The 12,764-nt window shown below is 58.0% G+C and carries 11 protein-coding genes and 1 pseudogene; all 12 read left to right on the top strand.

Annotation, left to right across the window (positions count from 1 at the left end; genetic code table 11):
• Positions 1-4 precede the first annotated feature (4 nt).
• The 12 genes and pseudogenes from WGC32_RS05965 (at position 5) to WGC32_RS05910 (ending at position 12,749) form a co-directional block, all read left to right on the top strand.
• On the top strand, positions 5-262 hold the full coding sequence (locus WGC32_RS05965) for a plasmid segregation centromere-binding protein ParR (protein ID WP_342681029.1): 258 nt from the start codon (positions 5-7) through the stop codon (positions 260-262).
• A 161-nt stretch (positions 263-423) separates the two neighbouring features.
• Positions 424-945, top strand: coding sequence for a hypothetical protein (locus tag WGC32_RS05960; RefSeq protein ID WP_342681028.1), 522 nt, complete (start codon positions 424-426; stop codon positions 943-945).
• Positions 946-1,086: 141 nt separating this feature from the next.
• Complete coding sequence (gene dcm / locus WGC32_RS05955) at positions 1,087-2,235, top strand: DNA (cytosine-5-)-methyltransferase (RefSeq protein ID WP_342681027.1); 1,149 nt, start codon at positions 1,087-1,089, stop codon at positions 2,233-2,235.
• Positions 2,225-3,184: an amidoligase family protein gene (locus WGC32_RS05950; protein ID WP_462933625.1), complete on the top strand. Its 960-nt coding sequence runs from the start codon at positions 2,225-2,227 to the stop codon at positions 3,182-3,184. Before dcm ends, WGC32_RS05950 begins: the two co-directional genes overlap by 11 nt.
• A gap of 40 nt (positions 3,185-3,224) precedes the next feature.
• A pseudogene (locus tag WGC32_RS05945) lies at positions 3,225-3,707 on the top strand (gamma-glutamylcyclotransferase family protein); the annotation flags it as partial.
• An 81-nt stretch (positions 3,708-3,788) separates the two neighbouring features.
• The gene (locus tag WGC32_RS05940) at positions 3,789-8,009 is read left to right on the top strand and encodes a SpaA isopeptide-forming pilin-related protein (protein WP_342681026.1); all 4,221 of its coding nucleotides are present in this window, start codon (positions 3,789-3,791) and stop codon (positions 8,007-8,009) included.
• Complete coding sequence (locus WGC32_RS05935) at positions 8,006-8,773, top strand: class B sortase (RefSeq protein ID WP_342681025.1); 768 nt, start codon at positions 8,006-8,008, stop codon at positions 8,771-8,773. Before WGC32_RS05940 ends, WGC32_RS05935 begins: the two co-directional genes overlap by 4 nt.
• A 178-nt stretch (positions 8,774-8,951) precedes the next feature.
• A complete protein-coding gene (locus tag WGC32_RS05930) occupies positions 8,952-9,197 on the top strand; it encodes a hypothetical protein (RefSeq protein ID WP_342681024.1) in 246 nt (81 codons plus the stop codon).
• Positions 9,198-9,201: 4 nt separating this feature from the next.
• Positions 9,202-10,362, top strand: coding sequence for a methionine adenosyltransferase (metK, locus tag WGC32_RS05925; protein ID WP_342681023.1), 1,161 nt, complete (start codon positions 9,202-9,204; stop codon positions 10,360-10,362).
• Positions 10,363-10,383: 21 nt separating this feature from the next.
• Positions 10,384-11,349: a DUF3991 domain-containing protein gene (locus WGC32_RS05920; RefSeq protein ID WP_342681022.1), complete on the top strand. Its 966-nt coding sequence runs from the start codon at positions 10,384-10,386 to the stop codon at positions 11,347-11,349.
• 102 nt (positions 11,350-11,451) lie between these two features.
• Positions 11,452-12,117, top strand: coding sequence for a hypothetical protein (locus WGC32_RS05915; protein ID WP_342681021.1), 666 nt, complete (start codon positions 11,452-11,454; stop codon positions 12,115-12,117).
• A complete protein-coding gene (locus WGC32_RS05910; protein WP_342681020.1) occupies positions 12,114-12,749 on the top strand; it encodes a hypothetical protein in 636 nt (211 codons plus the stop codon). Before WGC32_RS05915 ends, WGC32_RS05910 begins: the two co-directional genes overlap by 4 nt.
• Positions 12,750-12,764: the final 15 nt, after the last annotated feature.

The following is a 12,764-nucleotide window of genomic DNA, read 5'->3' as shown; positions in this document are numbered from 1 at the left end:
TTTTATGTTCCGCCCAAACCTCCAGAATGAGGACCACCGCCGGGCATGGGCTCTGCTGCAGGCTGTGCCGGAAGGCCAGAAAAGCGCCTTCCTGGTGAAAGCGATTCTGGACAGTACCAGGCAGGACGCCTTGGAGTCCACCCTGCGCCGCATCCTGCGGGAAGAACTTCAGGCTGTCCCTTCCCAGCCAGTGCGGCAGCCGGAGGAAGCCATCCCACCGGAGATGCTCGGCTTTCTCAACACCCTCATGGATGATGAGTAAAATCCCCCAAAGCAGCCCCCAACATAGCCGTTATTGCTTGTGACGTTTGTTGCCCCTGCTTTGGCTGAAAGGTTGTTGGTCTTGGTAATAGCTTTCTCTTCGCTTTTCGGATATGCTTGTGTTGCCCGAAAGGGAAAGAACCAAGCAAAGGAGCGATGGACGTGGAAACCAAGGGCGTGACCTGTAAAATCCCGCTGGACCTGCACAACAGGATCAGCGAGGAGATCCGGGAAACGGAGAGCACCATGAGCAAGTTTATTGAAATGATCATCCAAGAGCATTATGAGAAAGGGGCTGGCAAAATCATGGCAAAAGGCAGAACACTGGCATTTCAGGTGAGCGAGGAATTGTTCCAGCGGGTCAAGGAATACCTGGAACGCTTTGAAAAAGTCCACCACCGCCGCCTGACGCAAAAGGAGTTCATCATCGGGCTCATTGAGCAGGCGCTGGAGGAAGCGGAGGAAGAGTTCGAGGACGCCGAGGCCGCCGGGCGGGAGGAACAGGAAGAAAGCGCCTGGGACGCCGCCCAAGGCAGGGAAACCGGCGAGGACGAGGATGACACCAGCACGGGCCTTCCCAGCGAATACGCCGCCTGGAGCGCCCCACAGGAGGACGGACAGGAAGCGGCTGAGGCCGAGGATGCCGATGAAGCCGAGGAAGCTGAAGAAGAAATCTACGCATAAGAGGAACAACAGCAGCCCGCAGGATTGGGTTCACCCCAGCCCCTGCGGGTTGTTTCCATATAGTGTGACACTGCACCATGAAAGGGGTGATGCCGGTTGATTGTGTAGTAGCGTTTCACCAAATCCATAAAAAGGAGCGTGATGCCCAAAGCCATAACGTATATTGACCTGTTTTCCGGCATCGGCGGGTTCCGGGAAGGACTCAGCCGGGCCGGAGGTTTTGTCTGCGTAGGCCATTGTGAGATCGACAAATATGCCGACCAAAGCTACCGGGCGCTGTTCGATACGAAAGGAGAGTGGTTCCGTGAGGACGTCCGAGAAGCCGACCCCGATGAAATGCCCGACTTCGACCTGCTGTGCGGGGGATTTCCCTGCCAATCTTTTTCTATTGCTGGACACCGTGGAGGGTTTGCCGACCCAAGAGGTACGCTGTTCTTTGAAATTGCCCGGCTGACTGCGGCAAAAAGACCTGCGTATCTGCTCCTTGAAAACGTACCCGGCCTGCTTAACCATGACAGAGGCCGGACGTTTGCGGCCATCCTCCATACGCTGGATGGATTGGGGTATGGTGTGGAATGGCAGGTGCTTAACAGCAAAGATTTCGGCGTCCCTCAATCCCGCAAGAGGGTGTACCTTGTCGGATATCTTGATGAAAAATGCAGAGGAAAAATACTTCCTTTCACCGAAACAGCAGGAACGCCTCTTGTGCAAATCCTCCCCGGCGCTCAGGGGGAACGCATCTACTCCACAGAAGGGGTAAGCTGCACCCTTGCGGCGCAGGCTGGAGGCTTTGGCGGCAGGACTGGGCTGTACTGCACAGGCGTCCCCATCAAGGAAAACACGAAAAAGGGATATAAAATGGCATATCCCGGCGACAGTGTGGATTTGGCCTATCCCACCCTCAATACCCGCCGCGGCAGGGTGGGCAGGAAAATCGCCCACACCATCACCACCGGGAGCAGCCAAGGCACCCTTTGCTGTGTGGATATGAACGAGGAACCGGAGCTGACGGACTATGCCCGCTGCCTCACCGCCAAGCAGAACGGCGGGATTCACAGCCATAAGCGGGAAGCCTCCGGTGTGTGGGACGGATGCCGCATCCGCCGCCTCACGCCACGGGAATGCCTGCGGCTCCAGGGATGGACGGATGAGCGCATCGACCTTGTCCTGCCGCTCCAATCCGACGCCCAGCTTTACAAGCAGGCCGGAAACGGCGTCACCGTCAATGTGGTGGAGGCCATCGGAAAGCGGCTGGCCGCCGCCCATCGGGAGGTGAACGCTGTCGATTGACCTGAAAGACCAGTATTTCGGCTGCGAGATCGAGATGACGGGGCTGACCCGCCAGCAGGCTGCGGAAGCGGTGGCCGCCCTGTTCGGCACCACCGCCTCCCATTCCCGTTCCTCCCGCACCTACGACCCATGGGAGGTCACCGATAACGAGGGGAAAATATGGCGCTTTGTCTTTGACGCCAGCATCCGCGCCACCCATCGGAGTGGGCGCAGGCAGCTTTCCACAGGCGATGACACCTACAAAGTGGAGATGAATTCCCCCAAGCTGGAGTACAGCGAGATGGGCAAGCTTCAGGAAGTGGTGCGGGTCCTCCGCCATGCGGGGGCTGTGGTCAATTCATCCTGCGGGATGCACGTCCATGTGGATGCCTCCAAGCATACCCCGCAGAGCCTGAAGAACGCCCTGTCCATCATGTACTCCAAGGAGGATATCCTGTTCAAAGCCCTCAAAGTGGACGAGCGCCGGGTGGAACGCTGGTGCCAGAAGGTACGGGAACCCATGTTGGAAAGGATCCGCAAGCTGCCCACCAACACCACCATGGAGCGCCTCAAGCGGGAATGGTATGGAGGGGCCGATGGCAGCTACGAGCACTACAACTGGACCCGGTACTACGCCTTGAACCTTCATTCGGTGTTCTATCGCGGCACATTGGAGTGGCGCTGTTTTGAGAGCACCCTCCATGCCGGTAAGGTGCGCGCCAATATTACGCTGGCGCTGGCTATCTCCGCCCAGGCCATCAATCAGAAGCGGACGGTGATGCGGAAAACCGAGATCAGCGAGAATCCCGCCTTCACCTTCCGCACCTTTTTGCTCCGCCTCGGCCTGATTGGGCCGGAGTACAAAAATGTGCGGGAACACCTGCTCTCCAATCTTCCCGGCGACAGAGCCTGGCGCTATGACAAATCCCAGTACCCCAGCCTGCAGAACCGCAGCAATCAAGAACGATAGGAGATGATGAAAAACCAAAGGGAAACTTTACTTTGCCTACGGCTCCAACATGAACCTGAACCAGATGGCCTTCCGCTGCCCGGACGCCCAGGTGGTGGATACCGTCCGTCTGGAGGGATACCGCCTTGCTTTCTGCATGAATGGCGGCGGGCATGGCGTTGCCACCATTTTGCCGGAGCCGGACAACTTTGTGGATGGCGTCCTCTGGCGTATTTCGGAACGGGATGAGCAGAGCCTGGACCTTTATGAGGGGTTCCCCCGGCTGTACGGGAAGGAGCCTGTCACTGTGGTAGACCCGGATGGCCTGAAGCGGGAGGTCATGGCCTATACCATGAACAGCCCCTACAAGGACGTCCCCGCACTGCCCTCTAAATCCTATCTGGAGGGCATCCTCAATGGCTACCGACAGAATGGGATTGAAACCGCTTCTATTTTGGAAGCGGTCTGGCTCACTCAGCGGGATACGCACCACAAGGTGATCCCCCGAAAAAAGCCCCGCCAGAAAAATGGAGAGGAACGATAAATCTGCTTTAGCCCCCGTGGGTTTGAGGGTTTCCCTCAAATCTGCGGGGGCTTTTTTTATTTTGCCTAAAAGGAGACTGTTATGAAAAATCTAAAAAGAGTACTGTCCTTGATGATGGCGGTGCTGCTCTGCTTTGGGATCTTCCCTGGCAGCGCCTTTGCCGCCGAGAACGATTACGACGGATACCTCGCCATGATTGAATACAACGGCAGAGGGTATTCCCTCAGTGAAAACCTTCCGGCCCCCTTTGGCGGGCACTCTACGGAGAAGTTCTTCGAACTGCGGATCAACGATCTGACCACATACCGCACCGCCTATTGCATCCAGTTAGGAGTACGGGCCAACAGCGGCATCGGCTATGAGTCCTCGGATGATTACGCCTCTTTCACAGAAGAACAAAAGGCGCTGATCAACACCGCCCTCACCCTGGGCTACAATGTGGAAACCGGCACAAAGCACGGGGGCAGCGCCATCGATGAGTACATCGCCACCCAAATCCTCATCTGGCTCATTGCCCATAACCAGCTTGGCACAGGGTATGAGAGCCAGATCGTAAACGAGATCACCGCCAACAGCCCTGCGGCGAAGACCATCTTCTATACCCTACGGGAAAACGTGATGAACTACCGCACGATCCCGTCCTTTGCCACAGACGACCCCGGTGCGGTTGGGGCCTATACCCATGCCCTGCAGTATAATGAGAGCACCGGGAAAAATGAAACGACGCTGGTAGATGAGAACAACGTGCTGAGTGATTTCACCTTCAGCTACCCCGGCGTGGATTTTTCCGTGGACGGAAACCAGCTGCACGTTTCCACCAGTGAGACGGAATTCGGGACCATCACCGCCGAAAAGAGCCTGCCCTCTTCCATCCCCGGTGTGGTCACCGGCGGCACGAAATACTGGCTGCGGGATACCTATCAGAATGTCGTTACCTTCGATGTGGAGGGCGAGGCCCAGCCGGTGAATTGCTACTTCTCCCTCGAAATCAAATCCGGAACCCTGCAGATCGTGAAAACCTCCGAGGATGGCGAGGTTTCCGGCATCCCCTTCCACATCTCCGGCAATGGAGTGGAACGGGATGTGGTGACAGGCCCGGATGGCTCCATCGGGGTGGACAATCTCCAGGCTGGCACTTACACCATCACCGAGCGGTCACCGGACCGATACGTCCAGCCGGCTTCCCAGCAGGTGACCATTTACCCCGGCCAGACCTCCAGCGTCAGCTTTTCCAATGTGCTGAAGAAGTTCACCGTCACCATGGAAAAGGTGGATTCCGTCACTGGGGAAGCCCAGGGCGACGCCTCCCTGGATGGCGCGGTGTACGGAATGTTCAAAGGTGAAACCCTGCTGGATACCTACACCACTTCGGGCGGGGGAAAATTCACCACCAAGGAGTACCCCTGCGGCACGGATTACACCATTTGTGAGATCTCGCCCAGCGAGGGATACCTGCTGGATGAAACCGTCTATCCTGTGGGCGCAGAGCCGGGGAACTTCACGCTGGAGCACAACAGCATCCCAATGACCGCAACAGAGGATGTGGTGCTCGGCTCCATTGCCATCACCAAGCACACCGACCAGCCCGCCATTCCAGAGCAGGACGCTCCGGCACCTGAGACGGAGTCCCCCACTGAGGAAGAAGCTACCGTCCCGGAAGAACAGCAGACTGAAAGCGCAGAGGAAACTCCCGCCCCCAGCACACCTGAAAATGGCGCTGTTCCCGAAAACAGCTCCGAGACTTCCAGCCAGCCGGAGGAAAACGAAGCAGCTATCGAGAACCAGGCTGTGGAAAGCAGCGCCGCCCCGGAAAACGACACTGTGCAGGAACCAGCCGACAGCTCCGAGCCGGCAGCCAATATTGACCAGCCTGATGCATCCGATGCGGAAGCAGAAGCTGTGCCGCTGGCCGTTACCAACGATGAGGTGCAGATCGAGCAGCCGGAGGCCGGGGCTGAGTTTCAGGTCTACCTGGCCAGTGCTGGCAGCTACGAGAACGCCAAAGAGTCTGAACGGGATATCCTGCTGACAGATTCCTATGGTTTCGCCCAATCGAAGTCCCTCCCATACGGCCTGTATGTGGTGCATCAAACCGCTGGCGCCGAGGGGCAAAAATTCGTCCCGGATTTCTCCGTGTTCATTTCCGAGCATGGCAAAACCTATTACTTCATCCTGAACAACCCCACCTTTACCTCCCTCATCCGCTTTGAAAAGAGGGACGCCGAATCCGGCGAGATCATCCCGCTGGCCGGTACCTCCGTGAAGATCCGCAATGCAGATACCGGCGAATGGGTGGTGCAGCACATCAACTATCCCAGCCCCATGGACATCGACACCTTCGTGACGGATTCCACAGGGACCCTCATGCTGCCGGAGGCCCTTGGCTTTGGAAATTACGAGTTGTATGAACAACAGAGTCCCTGGGGTTACGTTTTGGATGATGAGCCTGTACCCTTTGTGGTGGATGGCACCCAGGACGTTGTCACCGTGACCAAGTACAACACGGTTCAGAAAGGCACCATCACCGTCCACAAGGAGGGCGAGGTGTTCAGCCATGTAGTAGAAGCCGGTGGCCTCTACCAGCCGCAGTATGAGGTGCAGGGCCAGCCGGGCGCTGTTTACGACATCACCGCTCTGGAGGATATCGTCACCCCGGATGGCGTCGTTCACGCAAAGGCCGGAGAACTGGTGGCTACCCTGACCACTGGTAGCGATGGGACCGCCACATCGGAGCCCTTGTACCTGGGCCGCTACCAAGTTTCTGAACGGACAGCGCCCGCAGGCATGGTGCTGGATTCCGAGCCGAAGGAAGTCACCCTCGCCTACGCTGGTCAGGAGGTGTCTGTCACCACCGCCGATGTTGGCTTCGTCAATGAACGGCAGAAGGTAGAGATCAGCCTCAAAAAGCTGCTGGAACATGATGAGACCTTCTCCATCGGGATGAATGAGGAATGGAAAAACATCACCTTCGGCCTGTTCGCCGCAGAGGAAATCGTCGCCGCCGATGGCAGTTCCATCCCCGCCGATGGCCTCATTGAGACCACCGGCATCGATGAAAACGGGAACGCCTCCTTCAAAACCGATCTCCCCTGCGGGGCCTCGCTGTATGTAAAAGAGATCGGTACGGATGAGCACTACCTGTTGAGCGACGAGAAATACCCTGTGGTGTTTGAGTACGCCGGGCAGGACGTCGCCACCGTGCAGCTGGAGGTCAATGACGGAGAAGCCATCGAAAACACGCTGAAGTATGGCAAGGTATCCGGCTGGAAGGTGGACCAGGATGGATTCGAGTTGGGCGGCGCCGCGATTGGCCTGTTCCGCTTTGACGAAACCGAGTTCACGGAAGAAACCGCCCTCAGGGTCACCGAGAGCAATCCCATCGGGTACTTTGAATTTGACCGGGTACCCGTTGGCAATTGGGTCATTCGTGAGATCGCAGCGCCGGAAGCCTTCGTACTGAGCGAGGAAACCTTCCCTGTGGAGATCACCGACGATGGGCAGACCATTGAGATCACCATGGAAAACCAAATCATCCGGGGTACTGTGGAAACCACCAAGGTAGACGCCGACTTCCCGGAGAACAAGCTGTCCGGAGCCATCTTCGAGGTGTATGCCGATGTGGACCACAACGGGGAGTTCGACCCTGACATCGACAAGCTGGTGGGTGAAATGGCTGAGTCCGAGGGCGGCATCTATCAGTTGAAGGACTTGCAGTACGGGGATTACTTCCTGCATGAGAAGGAAGCCCCCGAATTTTTCCAGCGTGACGAGGGGTACTATCCCTTTTCCATCACGGAAAACGGCGCCATCGTGCGGGTGGAAACCGAAGCTGGCGTGGGCTTCCTCAACCATGCGCAGACCGGCTCCCTGAAGGTGGTAAAGACAGCCGATGACGACCAAATCGAAGGCCGCACCTTCAAGATCACCGGCACCGACTTCATGGGCAACGCCTATGAGCAGGAGTTCCAGACCGATGAGAACGGTGAGATCAACGTCACCCTCCAGGTGGGCGAGTACACCGTTTCCGAGGTGGCCGGTGAGGATGCCGAACAGTATATCCTGCCGGATGACCAGACCGTGGAGATCCTGGCTGGCGAAACCGTCACCGTGGCGATGCACAACAAGCTGGTGCCGGAAGTTCCCACCGTTCCTCAGACGGGTGACAGCCCCTGGATGCCCGCAGTTTTGATTGGCCTTTCCGCTCTGGCGCTGCTGGCAGGCGGCGGACTCCTCGCCATGCACCTTGTGGGCAAAAAGAAGAGATCCGCAGGCGGCGATGACAGGGACCAGGATATCCGATGAAAACCTTCCTGAAAGGTTTCTGCATCGGCCTGCTGTGCCTGAGCCTGTTGGGGCTTGCGTGGTTTTTGGTGCTCCAGCCGGGGCTGACCAATGGGGAAGCGCAGGCCCTAAAAGAGGAATACACAGTACAATCCCTCCCCGGAGCCGAAAGCTCCGGGGAGGAACCGGCTGGGAATGAACAAAGTGCCCAGGAACAGGAACCGGAATCCATTGTAGACCTCCCGGCCCTGCAGGCGGAATACCCGGATATCAAGGGGTGGATCACCATCCCCGGAACCTGCGTGGACTACCCTGTTCTGCAAAGCGGCGCCCAAGACCCCGAATACTACTTGCGGCGCACCTATAAAGGGGAATGGCGCACAGCCGGCAGCATTTTCTTTCAGTGGGACTGCACACCGGAAAGCCGGAACACCGTGGTCTACGGACACAACATGAACGATGGGACCATGTTCGCTGTGCTTCAGAAGATTGCCGATGCAGCATTCCGGGAAGAACATTCCGAAATCCTCCTGCAGACGGAAACCGGGCTGCAGGAGTACACCATTGTGGCTGTGCTGAAAACGGATATCCAAAAACTCTCCTTTAACCGCACCGTATTCGCGGACGATGAAGATTTCCTCTCCTTTCAGAAGGAGCTGCTTGCACAGCCGCTGTATCACGACCCAGCATTTATCCCCGGCGCAGGCCACCGCCTGCTGACCCTTGTTACCTGTTCCTATGAATGGGATAACGCCCGCACGGTGGTTGTCGCCGTACAAAAGTGAGGTGAACTTGACTCTATGGAACCGAAAGCAATTATAGTCATTGTCCTGTGCGCTGTCATTTTAGGCGGCCTTGTTTTCCTGCACATTCGCAATCGCAGGAAGAAGTAGCAGAGATTTGATTGGATGGGGCGCTGAAAAGCGCCCCGCTTTTTGTATTTGAATGCACTGGAGGGATTGATTGAAGAAACTTGGACTTTTAGACCGGCTGGCAGAGCAACGCCGCACCTTCATCTCCAATCTGCGCCTGCAGCCCACCCTCAAATGGGATGCCCTTGGAGACTTGTACCAGCTGGAGAACAAAGAGCAGTACCCGCTGAAGGAATGGGAAGAAGCTGTGTCCTACCTGCTGGGCTGCGAGGTGCGGTTTGCCAATTATGAGGACATCGGGAAAAGCCTCAAGCCCTTTTCCCTGAAAGTGAGGTGACGCCATGAATCAATTTTACACCGCCGAATCCGTCACGGAAGGCCATCCGGATAAGCTGTGCGACCTCATAGCCGACAGTGTTCTGGATGACTGCCTTTCCCATGACGCCCTCTCCCGTGTGGCCTGCGAAGTGCTGGCCACCAAGGGGCAGGTCATCGTAGCTGGTGAGATCACCAGCCTGCACGAACCCCAAATCCCGGCCATTGTCCGTTCCGTGCTGCGGAAGGTGGGCTACGACCCCGCCCGGTACGCCGTCCAATGCCTCATCCATAAGCAAAGCCCGGACATCGCCGCAGGGGTGGACTGTTCGTTAGAGCAGCGAAGGGGATCGCTCCAAGATCCTGTCCTCCGATTGGGCGCCGGTGACCAGGGGGTCATGGTTGGGTACGCCTGTTCGGAAACCCCGCAGATGATGCCTCTTCCAGTTGTGCTGGCCCACCGGCTGGCCGGCTGCCTCACCACAGCACGGAAATCCGGTCTGGTGCGGGGCCTGCGCCCGGATGGGAAAGCCCAGGTCACCGTGGAGTACGACGAGGATGGACGCCCCCTGCGGCTGGACACGGTTATCCTCTCCGCCCAGCACAGCCCGGAGAAGCCCGCTGATGAACTGTTTTGGGAACTCACCGACAAGGTGCTGACCCCGGCGCTGCAGGCGCTTCCCCCGGACGAAGATACCAAGATCCTGCTGAACCCCTCCGGGCGGTTTGTGCTTGGAGGCCCGGAGGCCGACACCGGCCTCACCGGAAGGAAACTCATGGTGGACAGCTACGGTGTGTTCGCGCCCCATGGTGGCGGCGCCTTTTCCGGGAAGGACCCCACCAAGGTGGACCGTTCCGGGGCATATATGGCCCGCTACATCGCCAAAAACCTCGTGGCCGCCGGGCTGTGCAGCCGGTGCCAGGTGACGCTGGCCTATGCCATCGGAAAAGCCGAGCCGGTGATGGTGGAGGTGGATACCTTCGGCACCGGCGCCATCTGCGCCGACGATTGCCTGGCGGATGCGGTGCGCCTTGTGTTCGGGCTGACCCCTTCGGAGGTCATCGCCCAGCTGGACCTGTTGACGCCCCGCTATACCCAAACCGCAGCCTACGGGCATTTTGGCAAGCCGGAACTCCCCTGGGAGCGCACCGACCAGGCCAAAATCCTCCGGGCAACGGTAATCTAACACAAAGGAAGGAGTATTCCCATGCCCGGAGTGAGCAAAGAGCAGATCGCCGCCGCCAAGCAGATGACTGCCATCGAGTTTCTGCGCCGGTTTCGCCCCAATGAACTGGTCAGAAGCGGCAGCCGTGGTGAATTCCAGCTGAGGGAGCACGACAGCTTCAAAATCAACGGGGAGTCCTCCATCTGGCATTGGAAAAGCCGGGATATTGGAGGGAAATCCGCTCTGGATTACCTTATCAAAGTGGAAGGGATGAAGTTTGTAGATGCGGTGCTGGCCTTGTGCGACGAATGCCCCGGCTACATCCCGCCTCCGCCTCAACCAAAAAAGAGGCCGGAATTCATCCTTCCACCGGCAGCCGTGAACAACCGCAGGGTGTTCGCCTATCTGCTGAAGCGGGGGATCAGCCGTGGGGTCATCGAAGCCTGCGTCCGGGCAGGGATCCTCTATGAAAGCGCAGACTACCACAACGCTGTTTTCGTCGGCAGGGATGAAACCGGCACCGCCCGGTACGCCTTCCTGCGCGGCACCTACACACGGGGAGAACCCTTCAAGGCAGAGGTGCCGGGCAGCGATAAGCGGTTCTGCTTCCTTCTGCCGCCGAAGGGAAAAACCAACCGGGTGGCTGTGTACGAAGCCGCCATTGAACCCATGGCCCATCTGACGCTGGAAGGGACCACAGACAAATGGCGGCTGTCCCTCGGCGGGATCTACGCGCCGGACGAAGGACAGCGGCAGGAACGGGAGGCCAAGAACCCCCTTGCGCTGGACACTTTTCTGGAGCGCCACCCGGAGATCGAGGAAATCGAGATCTGCACCAACAACGATTTTGCCGGGCGCTGGGCCGCAGCCCACATCGAGAGAGCCTATCAGGGCCGGTACCGCATGGTGAAGAACCTGCCCAGGCGAGAGGGCTGCGACTATGGCGACCTGGCAAAAGAAAACTATGAACGGCGAACCGCCCGGAGCCTTTCGGACGGTTCCCGATAGAAAGAAGGTCATGCAATCGACAAGCAGGAAATCACACTGAAACTTTACTCCCCGCTGAAAGGGGATTTCTTTCCCCAGGAGGTCTACGACGATATCGATTGGATGGATCGAGTGGGGCCGGACGAGTTCTCTGGATTTGACCTGGCGGATTATGAGGAATCCATCCAATCCGCCATAATAGACTCTTTTAGGAGCACGGACGGGGATCTCATGCCCTACTTTTCAGAGAAACGCAACCCCGGCGTCAAAGCAAAGGTGCTCAGCGCCATCCCCTCGGTGGAACTCCGGGACGGGGAACTGATGGGCTGCACCACGGTTCGGCTGAAGGAGCCTCTGGACAAGGCGGAAATGAGCGCCCTCCAGGAGTATCTGCTGGGCCAGTTTTCCGATGGCTGGGGCGAGGGCTTCGAGCAGCGGGAGATCCAGACTGCGGATGGTGCGCTCTACGTCCATTTTTGGGAAGCGGAACCCTTCTCCTTCGAGGTGGTGCCGGTGCAGCCCGCAGAACCGGCAAAGGCGCCGCCTGTTCCCAAGCGCCCCAAAATGAAGCTGGCCGGCATGGACGGAAACATCTTCTCCATCCTCGGCAAAGCTGCCCGCCTGCTGCGGGAAAACGGGCAGCCGGAGCAGGCCAAGGAGATGGCGGACCGGGTCTACCAATCGGGGGATTACCACCAGGCGCTCTCCATTATCAGCGAGTATGTGGAAACCGAACTGTCGGTAAAACCGCCTGCGAGATCCAAGAAGGAATGGGGCGACGCCAGATGAATGAGAAAAAGTATGAAATCACCAACATCGCCCATCCCCATTATCCGTGGCTGCACCGCATCCGGGCTCTGCGGGATGTGCGGGAGGACGTCCATGCCGGTGACCTGGGCGGCTTTGTACAATCGGAGGAAAATCTGAGTCAGGAGGGCCAGTGCTGGATTGCGGGAAACGCTGTCGTGGCTGAAGAAGCCTATGTGTACGGAGACGCCATCCTGTGGGATCACGCCTGCGCCCGTGGCTGTGCGGCCATCTCCGGCCCAAGCAGGATCGGAGGAAACGCCATCATAGAGGATTACGCCATCATCACTGCCGGGTACGTTCACGGTAATGTCCATATTTCCGGGAACGCCAAGCTCTTTGCCAATTCCGTGACCGGCGGCATCCCCGTGGTCATGGAGGGAGCGACTGTCTATGGTGAACTTGGCGGGGAGATTGAAGTGCGTGAAACCGCTGTGATTTTGCCTGGGGTCACCATAGACAATCCCACCAGCGACGTGATCCACATCGGGCCGGACGATATCGCCATCGAGCGCAAATTCAAGCGTGAATCGCCTACTCTCACCCCGCCGCCCGGTTTCCTGCCCAAGCAGCACACCACCGCCAAAAAGCGCCATCGGGGTGAGGAACGATAAAAACAAAACAGGAAG

Source organism: Zongyangia acetica, assembly GCF_038739695.1.
Taxonomy (GTDB): domain Bacteria; phylum Bacillota; class Clostridia; order Oscillospirales; family Ruminococcaceae; genus Zongyangia; species Zongyangia gallinarum.
The sequence above is the reverse complement of the archived record's forward strand: the minus strand, read 5'-3'. Positions and strand labels throughout refer to the sequence as shown.

Coding starts and splice junctions, on each gene's coding strand:
- WGC32_RS05965 (WP_342681029.1), top strand. CDS start 5: ATGTTCCGCCCAAACCTCCAGAATGAGGACCACCGCCGGGCATGGGCT.
- dcm (WP_342681027.1), top strand. CDS start 1,087: ATGCCCAAAGCCATAACGTATATTGACCTGTTTTCCGGCATCGGCGGG.
- WGC32_RS05940 (WP_342681026.1), top strand. CDS start 3,789: ATGAAAAATCTAAAAAGAGTACTGTCCTTGATGATGGCGGTGCTGCTC.
- WGC32_RS05935 (WP_342681025.1), top strand. CDS start 8,006: ATGAAAACCTTCCTGAAAGGTTTCTGCATCGGCCTGCTGTGCCTGAGC.
- metK (WP_342681023.1), top strand. CDS start 9,202: ATGAATCAATTTTACACCGCCGAATCCGTCACGGAAGGCCATCCGGAT.
- WGC32_RS05920 (WP_342681022.1), top strand. CDS start 10,384: ATGCCCGGAGTGAGCAAAGAGCAGATCGCCGCCGCCAAGCAGATGACT.
- WGC32_RS05915 (WP_342681021.1), top strand. CDS start 11,452: ATGGATCGAGTGGGGCCGGACGAGTTCTCTGGATTTGACCTGGCGGAT.
- WGC32_RS05910 (WP_342681020.1), top strand. CDS start 12,114: ATGAATGAGAAAAAGTATGAAATCACCAACATCGCCCATCCCCATTAT.